Here is a 23,757-nt window from a genome sequence, read left to right on the forward strand (position 1 = left end):
TGGCGTTGAACTTCCCGGTCTTCCTCTTCAGGCGACCGGGGTCCGGCTTCAACCTGGGAACGAAAACGAGAAAACAATGGCCTCAAGATCATCGCTGGCAGCCGCGCTTGCCATCCTCGCATTGCCTCTGCTGGGCGGCGTCGCCACGGCAAAGGACTGGAAATCGGTTACCGTCGGCGTCGAAGGCGCCTTCCCGCCCTTCAACTCCGTGAACGCCGGCGGCGAGGTCGAGGGGCTTGATCTCGATGTCATGAAGGAAGTCTGCAAACGCGCCGCGCTCGACTGCAAGATCGTCGTGCAGGATTGGGATAGCCAGATCCCGTCGCTGCTGGCCGGAAAATTCGACGTGGTCCTGACCATGGGGCCCAACCCGGAGCGGCGCAAGGTGATCGACTTCTCCGATCCCTATGTCATCACGCCCAACACGTTCCTCGTGCCCGCCGATGGCCCGCTCGCCAACCTGCCTCACACCGGAGAGAGGTTGTCGACCGATACGCCGGAAGGCCAGAAGGCCGTGGCGGACCTGAAGGAAGCATTGAAGGGCAAGACGCTTGGTGCGTCCCTGTCCACGAGCCAGTTGCAGTTCGTCGAGGAAAATTTTGCCGGCGCCGTCGAAGTCCGCACCTACAAGTCAGCCGAGCAAAGCCACCTCGACCTCGAAGGCGGCCGCATCGACGGCCAGTTCGACAATGTCGTGTTCGTCAATGATCGCGCCAAGGGCAGCAATGGCGCGTTGAAGGCAAGCGGTCCGCTGCTGACGGGGGGCATCATGGCCACCAACGTCTGCCTGGGCATCCGCAAGGAAGAGCCTGAGCTCAAGGCCATCCTCAACAAAGCCGTCGAGGACATGCGCGCCGACGGCACGCTGGCCAAAATCTCCGAAAAGTGGTTCGCGATGGATTTGAGCCCGCGGAAATAAGACGGGGGCGGCGGTGCACGCGCTTGAAGCCGCACCGCCTCCCATCTTTTTTGAGCCGACACAAATCTTCCCGATGACATCCGGCCATTGCCGGATGATCCAGACTGGAGGCGCTTGCCATTCAAGGCAAGGACAAGCCGTTCCTTGCGTAAGGCAAGTTCGCTGTATCAGTCTGCTTTCTGAGATCGAACCACTGAATCGCTATGACGATAAGCGTAAGGCGGCATTGGAGTGCCGCTTCGCCTGCCATCCAGCAGATTGAGAAGGACTGCAAGGTCTCCGGCCTGCCAGACAGTGAGGCCGGTTGCACTCTTCGTTGACGCAGGCTCGCCCGTGGAGGTTTCGAAAACAGTCCACGTCCCGTCCTGCTCCTTCCTGAGATTGAATTTCTGATTAGTCACGCCCTACCCCTTTTACCCGCACCGTCGAGATCGACGGTGATGCCCAACCCTTACACTTCCGTCCGAAACAACATCCCCCGATTGTGGTATGCTGCTCCGGTCGATGCGAACAATCGCTCTGTTTGTCGCTTCGATCTGTGATTTGGTTCACAGGCGGTGATACGATTTCCGAACACGTTGCCCGATGCGAAAACCGGCTCGCCAGCGCCCCAAAGCTCTGTGTGTGTGGACGACCCTCCCAATTCGTGCTGCTATATTAGCACGAAATCAGCTTTCGATACCGGTAACATTCCAGAGAGCAGCCATATACCTTGGATCAACGGAACCCGATCATGCCCACCGCAACCGACAGCGATGATCTGCCGCGCCTCGCCCGGATCGATCCGAGCCTGTTCGATCTGCTGTTCAGCGGCTGCAAGGTCGAACGTTATGCCGCGGGCCAGCACCTGTTTGTGCAGGAAGACGCAGCCGACCGTATCTATGGCGTGATGAGCGGCACAGTGGAGATTTCGATCTACTCGCCGGGTGGCCAGAAGCTGGTGGCCAACATCGAACTGTCGCGCAGCCTGGTCGGAGAGATCGGCGCGCTCGACGGGCGCCCACGCACGGCAACCGCGATCTGCCTCACCGCTTGCGGGCTGGTCTCGCTCAGCCGGACCCAGCTCTTCGATCGCATCGAGAAGAACCCGCCTTTGGCGCGCGCGATGATCGAATTGTTGTGCACGAGGCTGCGTTGGGTCAGCGGCGAACTCGGCGATCAGGCTTTTTTCGGCATCGAGGCCAGGCTGGCGAAGCGACTGATCTTCCTTGCCGGCGTGATGGCGGATGCCGGAGGCTGGATACCGATCTCGCAGTCGGAACTCGGCGAATTCCTTGGCGCAACCCGCGAGTCCGTCAACAAGACACTGAACGACTGGCGTACAAGGCAGGTCATCGACATCAAGCGTGGCGGATTGCGCATCCTCGATGCCGGCGCTCTTCGCCATATCGCCGAGTCGCGCGACGACGATTGACCAAAGGCCGTCTCACGCCGTGAGACGGCCTCAGAGCCGCGAAATCAGATAGCGCAGCGCCGACCGGCTCGGCATGAAGAAATATCCGCCGCCCCGGGTGGTGATGAATTTCGGAATGCCTTTCAGGACGGTGACCTTTTCCCATGACGGGATGGTGAAACTGCCGCCATTGTGCTTGCCGATGATCGGGTCCTTTTCGTCGACAAGGCCCTGGAACGACGGCGACGACGCCCAGGTCTGCTGGATGAACTCATATTGGCGCTCGATGTCGGCGTTCAGGCACATGAAGAGCAGCCCCTTTTCAACCGTGCCGCCCTTCTCGTCCCGCTTCTCATAGCTGCGCCCCACGCGCATGATCCGGTGGCGCTTGCCGATCTGGATCTGCGTCTCGTGGTCTTCGCCCAGGGAATCGCGGGGGTTGGACCGGCGCACATGGGCACCCAGCGGACAGCGATGCCCTTGCGGATCCTCGACGCCAAAGGCGTAGTCGTTGTCGGCGCCGCGCCCCGGACGACCGTCGGGATTGCGCACCAGCGAGCTGCCATCGGGCCAGCGGCCGAGCATCTTGGCGGCAACCCAGCGCGGGGTGATGGCAGGGTTGTCTGTTTCGCTTGCCACGTGCGTGGCCGCCGCCTTGCAGTAATCGTGGAAGGCTTCGACATGCTGCTCGAGCTGACGCAGCACGATGAAGGTGCCATTGCGACCGAAATCATGTGGTGACGGCGGCTGGCCGGGGATGATGCGGTTGTGGCGCACCGCCGGGAGAATGCCGTCGCGATCCTGCGACGCCTGGACCCAGGGCGACGCCGGGTAGAAACCATGTTCATCGCGATAGCCGAACAGAAACTCGCCCGGCGCGACCAGATGCATCGGCGCTGTATTGGCCTTGGCGCGCGCGGTTCCGATGACGACCGGCTGCGAAACGCCGTCGACAAAGCCAAAATGTTCGAGCGACTTCTTGCCGTCGCGGATGACCATCAAGGGCAGTTGCGTAACCACTGCCATGCCGGACTGCGCGACCCTTTGCGTGATGGAAGCGATTTCGGTCTGCAGCAGATCCTGGCTTTCGGCATAGCAAACGACCGCCAGGTCCACCGGGTTGCCATGCGAGCCCCATTCCCATTTGTCTGGCGCGCTATCGCCGAGATCATTGAGAATACGGCTGCGCTGAGGGTTGCCCATGCCATGGCGAAACGCAGCGGGAAATGAGTCCAGTGGATCGGCATCGACGCCGCCGTCCAGTCCCAGGCGCTTGAGGCCATCGGGACCGAACGCCACCGTCATGGCGCGCGCCGACGGGGCGCCGTCGCCGAAGCTCGTGCGCTCGACGACGAATTCCAGCCACGTCCTGCGGCTGACGCTGGAGAGATTGTCGGGGACGGAGATGCCCAGCATGCAGGCATGGTTCAGCGAGCCGAACGGACCAAAGAAAATGGACTGGATCTCGCCGGTTTCCAGTTGCTCCACGGCTGGCGCGGCAGGGGTGAAGAGGCTGATCGTGGTACCGGCTTGCTGCGCATGCGGCCGCGGCAAGGATCCAAACAGGCTCAGCCAGTCACGCGCGTCGCTGCCCGTCGCATCGGCAATACCGCGCCTTATCTCGGAATTGATACGGATACGGACCGTATTGAGGTCGCGATAGGCCGAATACCAGAACAGGGTCGGCACCTGCTGCCGCCGCGCCCAGCGCTTGAAGCGATCCGCGTCGCGCGCGCCGTCCAAAAACAGCCAGCGAGTGCGCGGATAACCCTGCGTGTTGCTCCACACGCCGGTGAGGCCGGCAGCAGCCTTGGCGATGAAATCCTCCAGGTAGCTCTCCCAGCTGCCTCCATAGTTGGAAAAGAACACAAGCTTGTTCGAACCGGGCACCAGGACCCAGCGGGCGAAGTGGATGGTGTTGATGTTGGCAAGGAACCCCGGCTTGAAGACTTTCCGGGCCGAGATGGAGATCAAGTAGAACGAAAACCTCAGCGCCAGCCACCGCAATGTTCCAGGCTTCATCGTCGAGATCGCCGTCAGATGGTTCTGGGCGAAGCGATCCTCATGGGCGAGAATCTTGTTCAATGCGATGAGGTCGATCGCGGTGTTGTCAGGACGGTCACTGTTTTCGAGCCGCCTGAGGGCAAGGAAACAGATGCCGAGAAACAGTGCCATCAGCGCCAGAAGTCCCAGCACCGCCAGCAGCAACGCAATGCCGGCAATGATGACGGTGCTCAAGGTGACGCCCGCCGGATCGCCGAATACGTGCACGTAGATCGCCCATGTAAAGACGAGCACGGTCAGGACGACGGCAGCCAGCATTGGCGGTGCGAACAGGGTCGTGGTTATGGCTTGCCACCATTTGCCTGGCGGATTTTCAAGCAGGCTCTCGGCAGGCTCGAACGCCCAGGCGAATTCTCCCGATGACCTGACATGCCGCCGCGCCTCGTCGAGCACCGCCGCGGCGCTGACGCTTGCCGGCCGAGGCTTTTCGACAACCTTGCTGACGGCCTCTGCAAGTTTGGCTTCAGCCAGGATGCGCTGGACCGAATGCCCTGGCGTGCCCGAAAAAACCAGACCGGCATTGCTGCCGAACGAAGGAGAGATATCGACATTGTGCTTGCGCAGGAAGTCGTGCAGCGGCGCACCGTCACGCAGGTCGCAGGCGTCCTTCAAGATCGGCCGCAGCCGATGTCCGATAGCCTGGGTCACGGCATTGATGACGTCGTCGGTGCTGCCGTCGCCGGATATTTCGAGAACAATGGCCCCTTCCTGATGGCCCGAGCCATCGTCCGCCTCGCCCGTAGGGACCACGGCCAGACTGGTGAAATGAATGATGCCGGCTGCGTCCAGCTCCGCGCGGATTTCTTCGCTGGCCGGGTTGCCCAGCCGGCCGACCCGGCGGTTGACATCGTCCAACGAGGCGCTTCGAGCGATGGGGCAGACCACCGTCACCATCGACTGGTCGACTGTCTGGCAAAAAGCGGGCCGATCGAAATCAACCTCGAGGCTATACGGATAGGCGCCGACATTCGTCAGTCGCCCGGCCTTGCCGGAGGCGCGGCGCAGGTTCGGCTTCTGGAACAGGGCACGCAGACTTTCGCCGATCTGGATCCTGGCGATCTCGGCGCCGATGCACAGGTGAATGCCATGTCCAAAGACCATGTAATCGCGATCGGGGCGCGTGATGTCGAAGGTATTCGGGTTTTGTACGGAATCAGGATCGAACATTGCCGACAAGGTTGCCGGCATGACCACCGTTCCCGCCTTCACAAGGCGCTCTCGGCGTGTGCCCTTGGCGATGGTGGTATCGCGGGCAGTGTAGCGCCACGGTCCAACCCAGATCGGCTTGAACCGCATGGCTTCCCTGATGGCCCTGTCCAGCATGTCGGTATCGTTGGCGGCGAGTGCGGCATCAATGGCTTCACGCGCGTCGGCCCGCGACAGGATCACATCGAGGCAGTTGCTTCCGGCCAGCAGGTTGGTCGGGACGAAGCCGGTGACCATGCCCAGCATGATCGAATGAATATCGGGCAACGACAGGCGCCCCTGATCAAGCAAGGCGACCAGCCGGGGCAGAGGCTTCTCTTCCTTCGCACCCCTGTCCCGGATCGCGGCTATCGAGCGGTCTATCACCTTGATCAGCCTGTCCCCGGCAACCACGGCCAGCTGACGGATGGTCGGGTTCGCCGTCGGGTCGGAGAAGAACAACGCACTCAGGCCGAGCGACCAGTTCGCGAATTCGGTCTCGTCGTCGATCTCGAGGCCGAAATAGTCGCGGCAGATGCGGACCGGAACGATCTTCATCAGATCGGCGACCACGTCGAAACCGGGCGCGGCGCCGGTCATGATCTCCCGCGAATGACGCTCGGCGATCGGCCTGACGACGGCTTCGACCTCCGCCGGCGGAAAGGCGCTCAGCACGGATGATTTCATCCGCCGGTAGGCGGCGCCATCCTGCATGCCGAGAATGAAGTTCGATCCGCGCGCAAGCTCGGTCATCTCCGGCCCGTAAGGCGTCTCGAATTCATCGCCGCGCTCCAATATGTCGCGAACGTCGGCATTCCTGGTGACGAGCAGGAAATTGCCAAAGGCGAGGTTCGGCCAGAACCTGCGCAACAGTGCCAGAAGCCAGCGGGGATCGTTGAAAAGGAAGCCGGCTATGCGCGCCGCAAGGCCCTTCGAACGAAGCCTCTCGATGTCGAATGGCGGCATTTCCGATAGCGGACGCTGGCTTTTCTGTGCCGCGCGAATGGCATCGAAATACTTGATCTTGATCATGCGCGTTCAAGCCTCCCGGCTGTCCACGTCATTGTGATGCCGACTCCGCAAGGCCTAGGTTTGCATCGTTTCCGCGTATGTGAAATGTCTCACAGTTCGGATCCTTGGCCACCCTCGATCATGCGCTTGATCTGACCAGCTCGACATTGGCGATCAGAAATTCATTTGCCGCCTTGTCGGCGAACGGTATCCAGCGGACCCTTTGCTCGGAGAAGTCGGGATGGCGCGCCGTGAAGATGGCAAGCTCCCGCTTGGCATCGTCTGGCCGGCCGCTTCTCATCAAGGCGCCGATCTTCACGAACCTGGCGTAGAAATATCCGGGCGAAAGATTGAGCGAGCGGTCGGCGGTGGCGATCGCGGAGGACCAGTCCTCGACGAAATTGTAGGCGCAGGCCAGTTCGCCCAGATTGTGGAACCGGTAGAGGTCGAAAGGGCTCAGCCGCTCGGCATCCAGTAAAAACGGGATCGCGCCGGCCGCGTCACCCTGCAGCAGCCGCGCGCTGCCCATCGCGGAGCGCGCGAAGGCAAAGCTCGGATTGATGTGGATCGCCTCCTCCAGATGGTCGACCGCGGCGCCCGGTTTTCCCCTCATGATTTCGATGACGCCGAGATGGGCGTGCGGCCGCGCATCCTGGCTATCCATCAACAAGGCCTTGCGGGCATATCGCTCGACCGTGTCCAGATCGTCGCTGTCGCCGAAGTGCAGCCACGCCCGCCAGAAATACCACCATGCCAGTTCATTCAGGACGGCGCTCGAATTCGGGTCCTCCTGATAGGCCTTCTCGAAAAACTCCAGCGCGATTTCGGTATCGCCACGCGTGCGCCTGTTCATGTGCCAGCGGCCGCGCCGCACCAGCTGCCAGCTCTCCAGGCTTTCCCAAGGCACCTGGAACGTCCGCATCTGCTCGGCCCGGTCGACCTCCTTGTCGAGGATCGAAACGATCTCGCTGCCGATCTGGTCGCGCAACTTGAAGATGTCGACCAGATCGCGGTCGAACCGCTGCGACCAGACCAGCCGGCCGTTGGATGCATCGGCAAGCGACGTGTCCAGACGGATCTGGCTGCCATTGCGCACCAATGTGCCGCTGACGACATAACGCGCGCCCAGCGCGTTGCCGATCACCCGGGTGCCCAGCGTATCGTCTCGAAACTGGAAGCTGGAACTCTTGGCGATCACCGAGAGCCACCGGGTGTTGGAAAGGCCGTAGATGATGTCCTCGGCTATGCCGTCGGCCATATAGCCGATGTCGCGCTCGCCACCGTCGCCCCGGAACGGAAGAACGGCGATCGCCGGCGGGCCCTTGGACGCGAGCATCCGCTGATGATTTTGGGGCGTGGGCGGCGCCGCGGGCGACGCGCCACTCCTGCCGCGGCCAGCAATCAGGACGCGCACGGGCAAAACGATGTTCTTGAGCGTGAGTTCGCCAAGATCGGTGAACTCGGCAGCCGTCTTGTCCTTGACATGGTGCCAGGTGGTCTCGGACACAGCCAGGCCATCATGCGGCGCGAATTCCTGGATCCTGGCCGCGATGTTGACGTCGTCGCCGTAGAGCCTACCCTCGCGAACGATGACGTCGCCGGTGTTGATGCCGGCACGAAACGGCATGCGCATATGATTGTCGACGGATGCGTTGAGCTGGCCGATCCGCTGCTGGAAATCGAAAGCAGCGCGCAGGGCTTCGATCGGATTGCCGAACTCGGCCATGATGCTGTCGCCGGCTTCGCCGAAAGTGCGACCGCCGAATGCGCTGCAGCGCTCGACGATGATGTCACGGCGGGCTTCAAACGCGGCAACGGCGGATTCATCGTCAATGCCCATCAGGCGCGAGAATTCCACCGCGTCGATCGAAATGATCGTCGCCAACTGACGCGTATAGTGCCGCTCAGCCATGCCTGAGCCCAGTCGCCCCTTCTGGCTCTCGTCCATTCGCTAGCAAGCCCCTGCCGCGGAACGCAGTCCGCCACTTCCACCGGAAGATCACCACCTCTGCGGGATTGGCCCGCCGTTGCCCCTCCCGTCAGGCTTGGAGGTTTAGCAGGGTCCTCGCAAAAGCTCCACCATGATCCGCACCCTTGGAGGTGCTGGGCGCAAGTCCAGCCGCAAGCTGAAATCGTTTCTTGGTTACTGAAAGCTATACAGGATGCCGTTTGCTCGGCGGGCTATCCCGCTCCAACTGGCAGGGTGGTGTGGCGGATCGATCGCGGCTTTGCGATCCAGGGATGCAATCTCCGGCCGGCCTGCTCGACCGTGCGAAGGGCGATCCGTTCGTTCAATGAAGCCCGCCCACGGCCGGCGCCGAAGGGGGCGGGGGGCTTGGGGTTACCTTTGGCACCGGCCAGGCGGGATGAAAGCGCCGCGGATGAAAGATAGCATGCCCTTCAAGACCGGTAATTCCGTGATCGCGGAAGGTCCTGCACAAATGTCTGGCTTGAAATTGTTCCCAGGCTGCTCCTAGGGGGCTCAAGGCGATTCTCGACAAGCCGTGCATTCGTCGGGCCTCCCGGGACGAAAAGGCCGGCCGCAGCGTCCAGCAGCAACAAGGAAGACTGACGCGGCAATCAGGACAGTCGCCGCCACAGGCCGGCGTCAGGCCCTGTCCCGAAACCCGCGGTCACCGTTTGAACAGGGCTACGTGGCAGGCGGCATGCCGGACAAATGTCCTGGCTCGCGATTGCATCTGGGCGGACCGCTCAGGCGTGGAAGAACACCGGCTCCATGCGCGCCCACCACTCACCGGGCGCGCGGGTCTCGAGTGGCTGCTGCAGGGGATCGCAGATTGTCCACCATTCCCGCATGGACGGGTTCTGCTTCATCAATTCCATGTCCGCATCGAAATCCTCGCCGGTATATTCCCAATAGGCGAACAGCAGGTTCTCTGGCTCGCGCAGGAAGATCGAATAGTTGCCGATGTTGGCCGCCGTGATCGCCGCAAGCACTTCCGGCCAGACCGCCGCGTGAACTTCCTTGTAACGCGCGATCACCTCGGGCTTCAGTCCGATGCACAGTCCCATCCGGGTCATTCTCAAGCTTCCTCGATCGAATGCGGGTCAGGGCAAGGCGGCAGGAAACGCTGTCCCTTCGCCTTGACCATCTTTATCTGTTATATTAGTATTCTTCCATAATGCGCGTTGGCAAGAGGTCCGGTCGCGCCTTCTCTCACAACCCGACGGTACCATGGCGCGCACTATTCGACTGACGGACGCCGACAACATTGTCCTGGCGATCGATGCTCTTTCTCCTGGCGATGAGGTGAGTGCCGTCACCGCAACGCAGCGCATCCCGCGTGGACACAAGATGACCATCCAGCCTATCGCCAAGGACGCGGCGATCGTCAAATACGGCCAGGTCATCGGCTTTGCTAAGGAGGACATCGCGCCGGGTACGTGGGTGCACGAGCACAATGTCTATCTGCATGCCTTCGACCGCGATTATCAGTTCGGCGTCGATGCCAGGCCGACGCGCTTCGTCGCACCGGAACGGCGCCGCACCTTCCAGGGCTTCAGGCGCGCCAGCGGCAAATATGGCACGCGCAACTACATAGCGGTGCTGACCTCGGTGAACTGCTCGGCCACCGCGTCGCGGTTCATCGCCGACCAGGTCAACCGTTCTGGCATTCTCGCCGATTATCCGAACATCGACGGCGTCATCTCACTGGTGCACGGAACCGGATGCGGCCTCGACACGCATGGCGAGGCCTATGAACTCTTGAAGCGTACGCAATGGGGCTTTGCCACCAACCCCAACATTGGCGGCGTGCTGATGGTCGGGCTGGGCTGCGAAGCCTTCCAGATCCCGCGCTGGATGCAGTCCTACGGCATCAGCGAGGACACGACCTTCCGCACGCTGACGATCCAGGAGGTCGGCGGCACCCGCAAGACAGTCGAAGCAGGCGTCAAGGCGATCCATGACATGCTCGCGGTCGTCAACCAGGCCGAGCGCACGCAGGCGCCGGCCTCGGAACTGATGCTGGCGCTGCAATGCGGCGGTTCCGACGGTTATTCGGGCATCACCGCCAATCCGGCGCTCGGCGTGGCGGTCGACCTGCTGGTCGCCGAGGGCGGCACGGCGATCCTGTCCGAGACACCGGAGATCTATGGCGCCGAGCATCTGCTGATGCGGCGCGCCGAGAATGCCGCGATCGGCGAGAAGCTGGCCGAACGCATTCGCTGGTGGGAAGACTACACCGCCCGCCACAACATGGAGATGAACAACAATCCGTCGCCCGGCAACAAGGCCGGTGGCCTGACCACCATACTGGAAAAATCCCTGGGCGCCGCCGCCAAGGGCGGCTCCACCAATCTCACCGGCGTCTTCAACTACGCCGAACCGGTCACGACCAATGGCCTCGTCTTCATGGATACGCCCGGCTACGATCCGGTCTCGGCGACGGGCCAGGTCGCCGGCGGCGCCAACATGCTCTGCTTCACCACCGGCCGTGGCTCCGCCTTCGGCTGCAAGCCGACGCCGTCGATCAAGCTCGCGTCCAACTCGCTGATCTATGAAAAGATGGTCGAGGACATGGACATCAATTGCGGCGATGTCCTGGATGGCGCCACGCTGGCCGACAAGGGCGAGGAGATCCTGCGCAAGATCTTGGCTGTCGCCTCGGGCGAACGGACGAAATCGGAAGTCCTAGGCTACGGCGATAGCGAATTCGTGCCCTGGTCGGTCGGCGCCACCATGTAGCGCCCAACCACCCGGTTCAGGTGATCAGGAGCGAAGCGGGCTCGGCGTCGAGCAGCGAGATGGTGTTGCGCAGCGACGTCTCAAGATGGGTCCGCAGCGCCTTCATCGAGCCGGCCTGGTCGCGCCTGGCGAGCGCATCGAGGATGGCGCGGTGCTGGGCGATCGTCTCCTGGCCGGCGCCGGGCGAAGGCAGCGACAGCAGCCGGCAGCGATCCATCTGCGCCTTCGAGACGTCCACGACCTTCCACAGCATGGTCAGCCCATTCACCTCGGCGATATAGCGATGAAAGTCGTCATCCCGGGTGATCGCTTCATCGAAGCGCGAGCGCTTCACGGCCGTTTCATGGGCGTTGATGATATCCTCGAGATCCTGGATATGGTGTGTCTCGATCACGGCGGCGGCGCGCTTGATGCTCTCGAGCTCCAGCGCGATGCGGATGATGTAGGCTTCCTCGACCTGCTTGCGGCTGATGCCGGCGACGAAGGTGCCGTTCTGGGCGAAGACCTCGATAAGGCCCTCGTCGCTCACCTTCTTGACCGCCTCGCGCACCGGTGTGCGCGAGATGCCAAGCTTGTTGGCGATCTCGATCTCGTTGATGGGGGCGCCCGGCGCCAGCTTGCCCGTGACGATAGCCTTGCGCACCAGCACATAGATCTGGTCGCGCAGCGGGATGGCGCGGTTGAGCGACACGCCTTGCAGGAATTCGGTCAGCCTGTCTTCGCTTCCCTGTGCCGCCTGCGGTCTACCCGTCGTATCCGATGGTCTTGAAGCCATGAAGCTTGCCCTTGCCGCTTTCTGTCACACTGCGCGCGGCGTCCGCATAGCATTGGGCGCCAGGCTGGTACAATTCAATCCGCTTGACGTCCCAAGGCACGATTCAAGGCTTGCATTATACTAGTGTAATGTGCAAGAGCAATCATGCTGGCGGCTGATGATCGGGAGCGAGAAACGCCGCCGCGCTTGAGGACATGGTCCGACGAGGACCCGACCATTCTTCAGTCTCCATCGATTATTCAAGGGAAGGCTTGCCGATGAACAGGATTGATCTCGACGGTCAGGTGGCTGTCGTGACGGGTGGTGCGCAGGGCCTGGGCCTTGCCTTCGCGAAGCGCATCCTGGCCTCCGGCGCCAAGGTCTGCCTATGGGACGTCAATGGCGATCGCCTGCGGGCAGCCAAGCAGGAACTGGGCGGCGGCGCGGTCGACACAGTCGTGGTCGACATCGTCGATCCCGATGCCGTCGTGGCGGCGCACGGCCAGACCGAGTCCGCGCTCGGGCCCGTGTCGATCCTGGTCAATTCGGCGGGCATCGCCGGACCCAACCACACGCTTGAAGCCTATCCGGTCGCCGACTGGAAGCGGGTCATCGACATCAACCTGCACGGCACCTTTCACGTCAATCGCGCCGTCGTGCCGTCGATGAAGGCGAAAGGCTACGGCCGCATCGTCAACGTCGCCTCGATCGCGGGCAAGGAAGGCAACCCCAACGCCTCCGCCTATTCGGCGTCGAAGGCCGCCGTCATCGGCATGACCAAGTCGCTCGGCAAGGAACTGGCCGGGCTCGACATCGCCGTCAACTGCATCACGCCGGCCGCGGCGCGCACGCCGATTTTCGACCAGATGAAGCAGGAACACATCGACTACATGCTGTCGAAGATCCCGCGCGCCCGTTTCCTCGAGGTCGACGAGGCCGCCAACATGGTGGCCTGGCTGGTTTCCAGGGAAAACAGCTTCACCACCGGCGCCGTGTTCGACCTGTCCGGCGGCCGCGCCACCTATTGACCCTCGGAGAGATCAGATGAAACTGCTTCGCTATGGCCCTTCCGGCGCCGAAAAACCCGGTCTCTTGGATGCCGACGGCAACATTCGCGACCTCAGCGGAACGATTGCCGATATCGGCGGAAGTGCCATCTCGCCCGAGGGTCTCGCGCGGCTGGCGGCCATCGATCCGGCATCGCTGCCGAAGGTCGAGGGCAATCCGCGGCTGGGTCCCTGCGTCGCAGGCACCGGCAAGTTCATCTGCATTGGCCTGAACTACGCCGACCACGCCGCGGAATCAGGCATGGCGGTGCCCTCCGAGCCGGTCATCTTCATGAAGGCGACCTCGGCGATCGTCGGCCCGAACGACGACGTGCTGGTCCCGCGCGGCTCGCAGAAGACCGACTGGGAGGTCGAGCTCGGCATCGTCATCGGCAAGACAGCGAAATACCTCACCGAGGCCGAGGCGCTCGATTATGTAGCCGGCTATTGTGTCGCGCATGACGTGTCCGAGCGAGCGTTCCAGACTGAACGCCAGGGTCAGTGGACAAAGGGCAAGAGCTGCGACACGTTCGGCCCGACCGGCCCCTGGCTGGTGACGAAGGACGAGGTGGCCGATCCGCAGGATCTCAAGATGTGGCTGACCGTCAACGGAGAGACCATGCAGAACGGCTCGACGAAAACCATGGTCTATGGCGTCGCCCATCTGGTCTCGTATCTGTCGCAGTTCATGTCGCTGCATCCCGGTGACATTATCTCCACCGGCACGCCGCCCGGCGTCGGCATGGGCATGAAGCCGCAGCGCTGGCTGAAGCCCGGCGACGTCGTCGAACTCGGCATTGACGGGCTCGGATCGCAGAAACAGCACGTCCGCGCCGACGGCTGAGCCGGCGAAAGGAGTCCGCCATGCCCAGCCCCGTCGTCGACGCGCATCACCATTTCTGGCGGGTCGACCGTGGCGACTATCATTGGATGTCGCCCGGGATGGGCTTGCCGCTCTATCGGGACTACCTGCCGGAAGACCTGGCGCCGCTGCTGCGCAGGGCCGGGGTCGACAAGACGATTGTCGTCCAGGCCGCGCAGACGGAGGACGAAACCGCGTTCCTGCTGGCGCTTGCCGAGGAAGCGGATTTCGTCGCCGGCGTGGTCGGCTGGCTCGACATGGAAGACCCGGTCTTCGCCAACAAGCTTGACGCGTTGATCGCCAATCCCAAGTTCGTCGGCCTGCGGCCCATGCTGCAGGATATGGCTGACGATGCCTACATCCTGCGGCCAGCGGTCATGTCGAGCCTTCGCGTTGTTGCCGAACGCGGCGTTGCCTTCGATATCCTGACCTATCCCAGGCATCTCAGGAACGTCGCCAAGGCCATGGAAGGGGCGCCCGGCCTGCGGGCGGTAATCGATCATATCTCGAAGCCGTCGATTGCATCGGGCGCTTTCAACGGCTGGGCCAGCGACCTGCAGCATGTCGCCGCCTTTCCCAATGTTTTCTGCAAGCTCTCCGGAATGGTCACCGAAGCGGACCATGACAAATGGCGGCCGCGCGACCTGAAGCCCTATGTCGACCAGGCCATGCTTTCTTTTGGCGCCGATCGCCTGATGTTCGGCAGCGACTGGCCGGTTTGCCTGCTGGCGGGCAGTTACGCCGAGGCGCTCAACGCGCTGCGCACGGTCCTCGATCCGCAGCTTTCGAAGGACCAGCAAGCCGCTGTCTATGGCCTGAACGCCGTCCGTTTCTACCAGCTGTCGATCTGATGCCGGACTGCCCAAAAAACCATGCGGGACAATCCTTGCGCCTTGTGTTATATTAGTGTTATAGAACAACGAGGGCTGCGAACGGCCGCCACGCATCTGAAATCGGAAACGGGTGAGGACGGGATGTCGGCCGCGACGAGCGCTCTTCGCATGCAAGGGATCAGCAAGATCTTCCCAGGCGTGAAGGCGCTTTCCGACGTCAATTTCTCCGTCGATTTCGGCCGTGTCCACGCCATCGTGGGCGAGAACGGCGCCGGCAAATCCACGCTCATGAAGGTGCTCAGCGGCACCTATCTCCCCACCACCGGCACAACCGAAGTCGGCGGCGTGGAAGTGCGCATGCGCAAGCCGGCCGATGCCCAGAAGCTCGGCATCCGGATGGTCCATCAAGAACTGAACCTGGTCCCCGACCTGACCGTCGCCGAGAATGTCTATCTCGGCCGCATGCCGCGCAAATGGCTGCTGGCCGACAAGGCCGCGATGGTCCGCAATGCGGCCGCCGTTCTGAAGGAACTGGGCGCGGATATCGACCCGAAGGCACGGCTCGGCGACCTATCGATCAGCCAGCAGCAACTGGTGGAGATCGCCAAGGCCTATGCCGCCAACCCGCGCATCATCGTACTGGACGAGCCGACATCGAGCCTCAGCGAGCATGAGACGGCGGCGCTGTTCAAGATCCTGCGGAAGATGAAGTCGCAGGGCATCGCCATCGTCTACATCAGCCATCGGCTCAAGGAAGTGCTTGAGATCGCCGATGATGTGACGATCCTGCGCGATGGCAGCATGATCGAGTCACGCCCGGCCGACGGCATCACCGCCGCGCAGATGATCAAGCTGATGGTCGGCCGCGAGGTCACAAACGTCTTCCCGAAGACCGCCTCGACGATCGGCGCCCCGGTGCTGAAGGTCACGGGCCTCGGCGACGGCGTCACGTTTTCCGATGTCAGCTTCGACGTCCGCGCCGGAGAGATACTTGGCTTGACTGGCCTCGTCGGCGCCGGGCGCACCGAAGTGGCCAAGGCCATCTTCGGCCTCGCCGCCTTGACCGCCGGCAGCATCGAGACCCATGGCAAGCCCGTCACCATCCGCTCGCCGTCACAGGCAATGAAGGCGGGCATCGCCTATGTCCCGGAAGACCGCAAGGGCGACGGCATCATCCCGTCGATGACGGTGCGCGAAAACATCAGCCTGCCGGTCCTGCGCCGGCTGTCCCGTTTCGGCGGCGTCAGCATGAGCGCCGACCGCAAGCTGGCCGCGAAATACGCCGCGGACTTCTCGATCGTGCCGCCCGATCCGGAGCGACGCATCAATCTCCTGTCGGGCGGAAACCAGCAGAAGGCCGTCATCTCCAAATGGCTGTCGGCAAAACCGTCGGTGCTCATTCTCGACGAGCCGACACGCGGCGTCGATGTCGGCGCCAAGGCCGAAATCCACCGCATCATCGGCGAACTGGTCGCCAAGGGAATGGCGGTGGTCATGATTTCCTCGGAACTGCCCGAAGTGCTCGGCGTCTGCGACCGCGTGGTCGTCATGCGCGACGGCCGCGCCTCGCCGGCCATCGAGCGCAAGGACCTGTCGGAAGAGCGCATCATGGCGCTTGCGACGGGCGAAGAAACAGCATGACGGATATTGCCCTCTCCATGCAGCAGGAACGCACCAACCCGCGCTTCAACCGTGGCAGCCGGCTCGTCGATACGGCATCGCGCGCCGGCCTGCTGATCGCCATCCTGGCGGTGGCGCTCTACGGATCGCTCGCCAGCCCGGTCTTCTTCACAACCGGCAATCTGGTCAACGTGCTCACCTCGATGGCCATCGTCGGCATCGTCGTGGTCGGCATGACCTTCGTGCTCGTGGTCGGCGGCCTTGCCGACCTTTCGGTGCCGGCAACGGTCGCCTGTGGGGCGATCCTGTCGCTTGCGCTGCAGCCGATGGTCGGGCCGGTCCCGGCGTTCCTCCTGGCCGTCGCGCTGGCCGGCGCCTGCGGCCTCGTCAACGGATTGCTGGTCGGCTATGTCGGCATCAATCCGATCATCGCCACGCTGGGCGTCGGCACCATCGTGCTCGGCATCGTCCAGGCGGCTGTCGGCGGCGTCATCGTCTACGGCACGGACCCGGCTTCGGCGGCGCTGGTGAAAAGTCGCGTGCTGGGTATCCCGACCATCGCTCTGATCTTCCTGGCCATCGCCATCGTCGGAAACTTCGTCCTGTCCCGGTCTTTCTGGGGCCGCTGGACGATCGCGACCGGCGGCAATTACAACGCGGCGGAGGCCAGCGCCGTGCCCGTGCGCGCGGTCAAGGCCGGCGCCTTCATCATCACCGCACTGTGCTCGGGCCTCAGCGGCGCGCTGCTCGGATTGACCCTGCAGAGCGCCCGGCCGCTGGTCGGCACGGGCTACGAGTTCAGCGCCATCACCGCCGTGGTCGTCGGCGGTGTCTCGATCATGGGCGGTTTCGGCTCGGTGCCGCGCGCCATCGCCGGGCTGGTCTTCGTGCAACTGCTCACCAATGTCATGGTGCTGCAGGGCGTGCGCACCCCCGTCCAGGGGTTCGTCTTGGGCCTGCTGATCGCCATCGCCGTTGCCCTCGATGTCGCCCTTCGCAAGCGGGGTGTCGCGTGATGGCTTTGCTTTCCCAAATCGCCCGCTACCGGGTCGCGCTCATCCTCGGCCTCACGCTGGTGGTGGCTTCGCTTCTCGTGCCCGGCTTTCTCAGCCTGACCACGCTCGGCCTAGGTCTCGACCGCAGTTCGACCATCGGCATCATCGCCATCGGCCTGACGGTTCTTCTGATCGCCGGTCAGATCGACCTGTCGGGCGGCGCTGTATTCGCCCTATCGGGCATCGTCGCGATCGAACTCCAGCAGAGCCTCGGCCTGTGGCCGGCTGCATGCATCGGCGTTCTCACCGGCGCCGCCGCCGGCGTGCTGAACGGCATCCTGTCGGTCGGCTTCAAGGTCAATTCGCTGGTCGCGACGCTCGCCACCATGCTGATCTTCCGCTCGATCGCGCACTGGATCACGGCGAGCCAGCCGGTGTCGGGCACCGACATCATGTTCTCGCTGGCGCTGGCCAAGATCTATTTCGACATCTTCACCGTGCGCAGCGCGCTGTTCCTGGCCGCCATCCTGCTCCTGCATTTCTGGCTGACCCGCACCGTGTCCGGCCGCAATCTCTTCGCGGTCGGCTCGAACGCGATCGCCGCAGAGGCCAGCGGCATCTCGTCCGGCAGGATGGTGTTTCTCGGCTTCGTCTTCGCCAGCACGCTGGCGGGCGTGGCGGGCGTGCTGCAGAGCCTCGCCACCAACACCGGGTCGCCGATGTTCGGTTCGGAGCTGACCGTCTCGGTGATCGCCGCCGTGGTCGTCGGCGGCACGCGTCTCGAAGGCGGACGCGGCTCCGCACTGGGAACGCTCGGCGGTGTCCTGACCATCGCCTCGTTGACCACCGCGATGGAGTTCCAGTCGGTCCCCGCCTACGTCCAGCAGGTCGTCGCCGGCCTCATTCTCATTCTGCTCGTCGTTCTCGACCGCACCGTCAGGACCACCGCGCGGGCCAACACGCGGGCCGTCGCATCTGCCTGAAAACAGCATTCAAAAGGAGGAAACCATGACTAACAGGAAAACCGCATTGCTTATCAGCGCCATGGCGCTGCTGGCCTCGGCCGGCTTGGCCGAAGCCAAGACGGTCTGCTACGTGACCGCCGCCGACTCGCATGCCTATGCGACGCCGGCAAACAAGGCGCTGGAGGCCCGCGCCAAGGAACTTGGCATCGACGTGCTCGGCCTCAGCCAGAATTTCGACGTCCAGACCGGCACGGAGCAGCTCAACACCTGCATCGCGCGCAAGGCCGACGGCATCATCCTGTGGCCGCTCGACCCGCAGGCCTACATCCCGGCGCTGGCGCGCGCGCAGCAGGCCAACATCCCCGCGATCCTGATCAACTCGCCGATGAGCGACCAGGCCAAGCCCTTCATCAAGTCGTTCACCGGTCCCGACGTCTACGAGGAAGGCAAGATGGCCGCCGACTCGCTGAACACGGCGCTGAAGGGCGAGGGCTCGGTGATCGTCATCGCCGGCCAGGCCGGCAACGGCACGACGATCGGCCGCGTCGGCGGTTTCGTCGACCACCTGAAGGAACTGGGCAGCAAGATCGAGATTCTCGATACCGTCAATGCCGACTTCGACCAGCAGAAGGCGCTCGTCGCCAGCCGCGACCTGATCACCCGCTTCGGCGACAAGATCAACGGCGTCTATGCCAACGACGACACCATGGCGCGCGGTTTCATCGACGCCTGGAAGGAAGCCAACCCCGGCAAGCCGACGCCGCCGATCGTGGGCATCAACGGCCAGAAGGATGCTTTCGAGTCGATCAAGTCCGGCGAGATGTATTCCACCATCGTCCAGTCTCCCGACGAGGACGGCAAGCTGGCCATCAACACCATGGCCGAGATCCTCGACGGCAAGGACGTCAAGGACCGTATCCCGATCCCGCTGACGGTCGTCACCAAGGACAATGTCGAGACGACCAAGCCCGCGTTCTGATTTTCAGCCGCTTCTCGACAACGCACGATCAGGCCCGGCATTTGCTGGGCCTTTTCGTTTCTCGGCCAAGTTCGACGGTGTCTGCGTCCAGATACAAAAAACCCCGCCGGCAGGGAGCCGGGCGGGGTATTGATTGGAGGAGTTCAGGATCGAATGGGAGACGATCCGGGAGAAGAACGCGGCTGCCTTGCAAAAGTTCCAGCACAGCCCAGCGGACCCTCCTGCCAAATGGCGACGCGCGGCGGACGACCTCGAGGCGCGGGTGCATAGGGCGTTCCCCTATGGGAACTGAAATGCTTGCTGACGTTCAAGTGATGTGGACGAGGCTACGCGGCATGTGATTGGGTATCCGACATAGCTTTGCTGCCATTGCAAGGTGAAGAAGAGGCCGTGCAATGCTGATACGCGAAGGTGATCAACGGACGATCGATATCGACGTTCGACTGGCGGCGCTGCTGGCGGCCGTGGCCGGCGCCCTCAACGCTGCGGGCTTTCAGGCCACCGGCTTCTTCTCCGCCAACATGACCGGCAATGTCTCGGCGCTGTCGGATCACCTTGGCCTGGCGCAATTCGGCCTTGCCGGGCTGTTCTTGTCCCTGGTGATCGCGTTCATCGCCGGCGCCTTCGTTTCCGGACTGCTGATCGAGGCGGGCCGAAACAGAGGCGTGCGGGCGATCTATGCCTACAGCATCACCCTGGAGGCTGGGATGCTGCTGGCGCTCGGCGTCGTCGACCTGTGCTTGCCAAATACCCAGAGCGGATCGGTACTCGTCCTTGGTCTCAGTTTCGTGATGGGCCTGCAGAACGCTGCCACGACGCGCATATCCAATGCCCGCATCCGCACCACGCATGTCTCGGGAATGGCCACCGATATTGGCCTTGGACTTGCGCTGCTGGCGAGCAACTCGGCGCAGCGGGCCGACGCCAAAACCCGCCTTCGCCTGCATCTCAGCACCATCCTGTCCTTCTTCATCGGTGGTGTCGGTGGCGTCATCGTCTACCTGGCGATCGGCGGATGGCTGCTCCTCATCTGTGCCGGCCTGCTCTTCGCCATCGCCTTGCCCGAGGCGAAGCGAGCGCGGCGGACGTAGGCCCTGCTTGTCAGTTCCTGTCAGCCGGCTTCGAGCGCATGCGTGATACCGTCTCGCGTTCGGCGCGCTTGGAGCGCAGCGGCGGCAGGCCGCGGTCGATCAGGTCCATGTCCTCCAGCAGCATGTCGCCCATGCGCTTGAAGGCGATGTCGAGCGCACCGGCGCGGTGGGCCGAGCGCAGGAAGCCGGGGATGGTACGGACTGGATGATCCGGAGCCAGCGGCTCTTCGGGGAAGACATCACTTGCGGCGGCGATGTGGCCACTCTTGACCGCCGCCATCAGCGCGGGGAAGTCGACGACGCCAGCGCGGCTGAGAAGGATGAAGGCCGCCCCCTTGCGCATGCTGGCGAAGGCATCGGCGCCGAGAAAACCCTGGTTCTCCGATGTCACCGAGGCGACGACGAAGACGAAGTCGCTGGTCGACAGCACATCATCCAGCGAGGCCGGCTCGACGCCATTGTCGATGAGGATCGACGGCGGCAGCCAGGGATCGAACACCTTGGTGCGGGTGCGGAAACCCGACAGCAGCCGGTTCAGCGCGCGGCCAAGATCGCCGAAGCCGATGATGCCGACATTGGCGCCCGACAACAGCCGGGCCGTCTGGTTGCCGTCGCCACCCCACAACTCCTTGCCTTGCCGGAAGGCGAGGTCGGCGTCGACGATGTCGCGGGCGAGGTTGAGCGCCATGGCAAGGCCGAGCTCGGCCACTGGCTCGGCGAACACCAGACCGGTGGTGACGACGTGAATGCCGCGCGAAAACAGCGTCTCGTAAGGCATGTTGTTGATGAGATTCGTCTCGACATTGAAGACGCAGCGCAATGCTTTCAAGCTGGCCAGCGTTTCCGGCGTGATCGGCGGTTGGCCGACGATGTAGCGCGCTCCCGCCAGCACATCGGCTGGCAGTTTCGCCACGCCGTCCGGCGTCGTCTCGACAATGCGGTATTTCGCCTTGAGGCGTGCCAATTGCGCCGGCGTGAAGATGAGGTCGAGCGTGCGCGGTTCCGGCGCGCTGATGACCAGCGGCAAATCCCTGTCTGACATGGCGATTCCTCCCGGCGCGATCGGCATCACGCCCTTATCAGGTGACAAATTACCTCCGATGAAACGATTTACAACTGCAAAAAATCGATTTACTCATTTCCTCAGCGGATGGAAATGCTGACATCCGCGCCTCGGGAGGAGGATCAATGGCGCATCGCGAAGCCCAACAGCGGCGTCCGTCGATTCACGACGTGGCGAGTCGCGCCGGCGTGTCCGCGGCCACCGTCTCCAAGGTGCTGGCAGGCGTCACCACGGTCAAGTCCGAGAATGCGCAGCGCGTCTTCGACGCCGTCGGGCAACTCGGCTACCGCGTCGATCCGCTGGCGTCCGACATGCGCCGGGCCAAGCGCCGTATCATCGGCGCCATCATGCCGGAGTTCGAAAGCGAATTCTTCGGCCAGATGGTCACCCAGCTCGAAAGCCTTGCCGAGCAGCGCGGCTACACGCTGGTGGCGGCATCGAGCCGCGAATCCGAAGCGCGCGAAAAGCAGATCCTTGCCCGCATGCATGACTGGCGGGTCGCCGGTGTGGTGCTGGCGCCCGTGCGCAACGAGCACGGCCCGGCGGCCGAGTTCATGAAGGCCAACGGCATGACAGGCGTGCTGATCGACCGCGTGTTGTCCGACGACGCCTTCGACACCGTATCGGCCGACAGCGCGGCCGCGAGTGCCGAGGTGGCGCACGAACTGATCGGCAAGGGCCATCGCCATATCCTGGTCGTTGGCCTCGGCGAGCAGGCGGCGACGGTGCGTGCCCGCCTCGAGGGCTTTCGCGCCACCGCGCTCAAACTGGCGCCGGATATGCGGATCGACGTCGTGCTTGCCGAAACCGATGTCGAGCCGCTGAGGGCGCGGTTGCGCGACTACTTCGACAAGGGCGAAGGCCGAGGCGAGCGCCCGACGGCCGTCTATTCGCTGTTCCTCAAGGGCACGCTGGTGGCGCTTTCCGAATTCCGCCGGCGCGGCTGGCATTGTCCCAACGATATTTCGCTGGTCGGCTTCGACGATGCCGAATGGATGCAGGTGACATGGCCGGCCATCGCCGCCGTGGTGCAGCCGGTGCGCCAGATCGCGGGCCACGCGATGGACGCGCTGTTTGCCAGGATTGAAGGCCAGGACGGGCCGCCGACCGCGCGGCTCGAACCTTGCCGGGTTTTGATGCGGGAATCCGTTGGCTCGCCAGGCAACGTCCCGCATTCCGGGGGAGGAGACCGACAATAACCCCCATTGTCGAACTGGACTGAAGGCGCCGCACCTGGCCTCGGCTCGCGGCACGTGACATCAACCGGAGGAGAAACAAGGTGACACCGTTCGTTCTGAAGATAAATCGATTTACTTTGGCTTTGGGCGTTGCAATGGCGTTCTCGGCGATCAGCGCGGCAAAAGCCGACGACGCCGAATACGGCGTGCTTATGAAGACGCTGGCCAATCCGTTCTGGGGCGCGATGGCCCAGGGCGTGGAAGCCGGCGCCAAGGAAGCCGGGGTCAAGATCTTCCAGCAGGCAGCCGAGAGCGACCAGGCGGCGGAGCCGCAGCTGAACCTTTGCAACACCATGCTGGAGCGCAAGCCGGCGGCGATGATCACAGCCGCCATCAATTCGACCAACCTGCTGCCATGCCTGAAGACCGCGCAGGAGGCCGGCATCAAGATCGTCGATCTCGACAACAACCTTGATCAGACGGTCCTCGACAAGGAAGGCATCAAGGTCACCTTCCATATCGGCTCCGATAACAATGCGGCCGGCGCGCAAGGGGCTGAATATCTCGTCTCCAAGCTCGGCAAGGACGCCAAGGGTCCCGTGCTGGTCATCGAGGGCCTTTCCGGCAACATCACTGGCGAGAAGCGTGCCAAGGGTTTTGCCGACAAGCTGAAGGAGTTGGCGCCGGGGCTTCAGATCGTTGCCTCGCTGCCCGGTGACTGGGACCGCGGCAAGGCGGCCTCGATCGCCACCGACACGCTGACGGCGCATCCCGATCTGGTCGCCATCTTCTGTGCCAATGACGGTATGGCGCTGGGCGCCGTCGAAGCCGTCTACGCCGCCGGCAAGGGGCCGCAGGTGACCATCATCGGCGTCGACGGCAATTCGGATGCGGTGAAGTCGATCAAGGAAGGCAGGCTCAACGCGTCCGTGGCGCAACTGCCCTATCTCGTCGGCAAGCAGGCGGTCGAGAACGTCAAGAAGGCGTTGGCCGGCGACAAGGTCGAGGACAGCATCGCCGTGCCGACCCTGGTGCTGACCAAGGACGTGATCGACGCCGGCAAGGAACCGATGCTGGAATACGTGAAGTAG

The 23,757-nt window shown here is 63.3% G+C and carries 18 protein-coding genes; 13 read left to right on the forward strand and 5 right to left on the reverse strand.

Annotation, left to right across the window (positions count from 1 at the left end; all coding sequences use genetic code 11):
• The first annotated feature begins 76 nt into the window (after positions 1-76).
• Positions 77-919: a transporter substrate-binding domain-containing protein gene (locus ACO07C_RS14525; RefSeq protein WP_421914852.1), complete on the forward strand. Its 843-nt coding sequence runs from the start codon at positions 77-79 to the stop codon at positions 917-919.
• Between the two features lie 733 nt (positions 920-1,652).
• Complete coding sequence (locus ACO07C_RS14530; RefSeq protein ID WP_421914853.1) at positions 1,653-2,333, forward strand: Crp/Fnr family transcriptional regulator; 681 nt, start codon at positions 1,653-1,655, stop codon at positions 2,331-2,333.
• A 30-nt stretch (positions 2,334-2,363) separates the two neighbouring features.
• Here the strand turns inward: ACO07C_RS14530 and ACO07C_RS14535 are convergent, their stop codons facing one another.
• The 3 genes from ACO07C_RS14535 to ACO07C_RS14545 all read right to left on the reverse strand — a co-directional run bounded on the left by ACO07C_RS14535 (position 2,364) and on the right by ACO07C_RS14545 (position 9,614).
• Positions 2,364-6,593, reverse strand: a complete 4,230-nt coding sequence (locus tag ACO07C_RS14535; protein WP_421914854.1) for a cytochrome P450 — start codon at positions 6,591-6,593, stop codon at positions 2,364-2,366.
• A gap of 118 nt (positions 6,594-6,711) precedes the next feature.
• Positions 6,712-8,484, reverse strand: a complete 1,773-nt coding sequence (locus ACO07C_RS14540) for an adenylate/guanylate cyclase domain-containing protein (RefSeq protein ID WP_421917531.1) — start codon at positions 8,482-8,484, stop codon at positions 6,712-6,714.
• 800 nt (positions 8,485-9,284) lie between these two features.
• Positions 9,285-9,614 (reverse strand): L-rhamnose mutarotase, encoded by a 330-nt coding sequence (locus ACO07C_RS14545; protein WP_421914855.1) that lies wholly within the window; start codon positions 9,612-9,614, stop codon positions 9,285-9,287.
• Between the two features lie 154 nt (positions 9,615-9,768).
• On the opposite strand from ACO07C_RS14545, the gene ACO07C_RS14550 reads away from it, so the two are divergent.
• Entirely contained in the window at positions 9,769-11,280 is a 1,512-nt protein-coding gene (locus ACO07C_RS14550) for a UxaA family hydrolase (protein WP_421914856.1), read from the forward strand.
• Between the two features lie 16 nt (positions 11,281-11,296).
• On the opposite strand, the gene ACO07C_RS14555 is transcribed toward ACO07C_RS14550, so the two are convergent.
• Positions 11,297-12,055, reverse strand: a complete 759-nt coding sequence (locus ACO07C_RS14555; protein WP_421914857.1) for a GntR family transcriptional regulator — start codon at positions 12,053-12,055, stop codon at positions 11,297-11,299.
• Between the two features lie 257 nt (positions 12,056-12,312).
• Between ACO07C_RS14555 and ACO07C_RS14560 the strand changes: the two genes are divergently transcribed.
• From ACO07C_RS14560 to ACO07C_RS14595, 8 genes are all read left to right on the forward strand, one after another.
• A complete protein-coding gene (locus ACO07C_RS14560; RefSeq protein WP_421914858.1) occupies positions 12,313-13,062 on the forward strand; it encodes an SDR family NAD(P)-dependent oxidoreductase in 750 nt (249 codons plus the stop codon).
• A 16-nt stretch (positions 13,063-13,078) separates the two neighbouring features.
• On the forward strand, positions 13,079-13,924 hold the full coding sequence (locus ACO07C_RS14565) for a fumarylacetoacetate hydrolase family protein (RefSeq protein WP_421914859.1): 846 nt from the start codon (positions 13,079-13,081) through the stop codon (positions 13,922-13,924).
• Positions 13,925-13,944: 20 nt separating this feature from the next.
• A complete protein-coding gene (locus tag ACO07C_RS14570) occupies positions 13,945-14,793 on the forward strand; it encodes an amidohydrolase family protein (protein WP_421914861.1) in 849 nt (282 codons plus the stop codon).
• A 150-nt stretch (positions 14,794-14,943) separates the two neighbouring features.
• Positions 14,944-16,416, forward strand: a complete 1,473-nt coding sequence (locus tag ACO07C_RS14575; protein ID WP_421914862.1) for a sugar ABC transporter ATP-binding protein — start codon at positions 14,944-14,946, stop codon at positions 16,414-16,416.
• Positions 16,413-17,411 (forward strand): ABC transporter permease, encoded by a 999-nt coding sequence (locus tag ACO07C_RS14580; RefSeq protein ID WP_421914863.1) that lies wholly within the window; start codon positions 16,413-16,415, stop codon positions 17,409-17,411. The genes ACO07C_RS14575 and ACO07C_RS14580 overlap by 4 nt, the downstream gene beginning before the upstream one ends.
• On the forward strand, positions 17,411-18,373 hold the full coding sequence (locus tag ACO07C_RS14585; RefSeq protein ID WP_421914864.1) for an ABC transporter permease: 963 nt from the start codon (positions 17,411-17,413) through the stop codon (positions 18,371-18,373). The genes ACO07C_RS14580 and ACO07C_RS14585 overlap by 1 nt, the downstream gene beginning before the upstream one ends.
• A gap of 25 nt (positions 18,374-18,398) precedes the next feature.
• Positions 18,399-19,334: a sugar ABC transporter substrate-binding protein gene (locus tag ACO07C_RS14590; protein ID WP_421914865.1), complete on the forward strand. Its 936-nt coding sequence runs from the start codon at positions 18,399-18,401 to the stop codon at positions 19,332-19,334.
• Between the two features lie 395 nt (positions 19,335-19,729).
• Positions 19,730-20,425: a YoaK family protein gene (locus ACO07C_RS14595; protein WP_421914866.1), complete on the forward strand. Its 696-nt coding sequence runs from the start codon at positions 19,730-19,732 to the stop codon at positions 20,423-20,425.
• 10 nt (positions 20,426-20,435) lie between these two features.
• Here ACO07C_RS14595 and ACO07C_RS14600 read toward each other — a convergent pair whose 3' ends face one another.
• Positions 20,436-21,467, reverse strand: coding sequence for a hydroxyacid dehydrogenase (locus ACO07C_RS14600; RefSeq protein WP_421914867.1), 1,032 nt, complete (start codon positions 21,465-21,467; stop codon positions 20,436-20,438).
• A gap of 146 nt (positions 21,468-21,613) precedes the next feature.
• On the opposite strand from ACO07C_RS14600, the gene ACO07C_RS14605 reads away from it, so the two are divergent.
• Positions 21,614-22,687 carry a LacI family DNA-binding transcriptional regulator gene (locus ACO07C_RS14605; protein ID WP_421914868.1) on the forward strand — a complete coding sequence of 358 codons (1,074 nt, stop codon included), beginning with the start codon at positions 21,614-21,616 and terminating at the stop codon, positions 22,685-22,687.
• A gap of 80 nt (positions 22,688-22,767) precedes the next feature.
• Complete coding sequence (locus tag ACO07C_RS14610) at positions 22,768-23,757, forward strand: substrate-binding domain-containing protein (protein ID WP_421914869.1); 990 nt, start codon at positions 22,768-22,770, stop codon at positions 23,755-23,757.

It is taken from the genome of Mesorhizobium sp. (genome assembly GCF_965229135.1).
GTDB lineage: Bacteria > Pseudomonadota > Alphaproteobacteria > Rhizobiales > Rhizobiaceae > Mesorhizobium.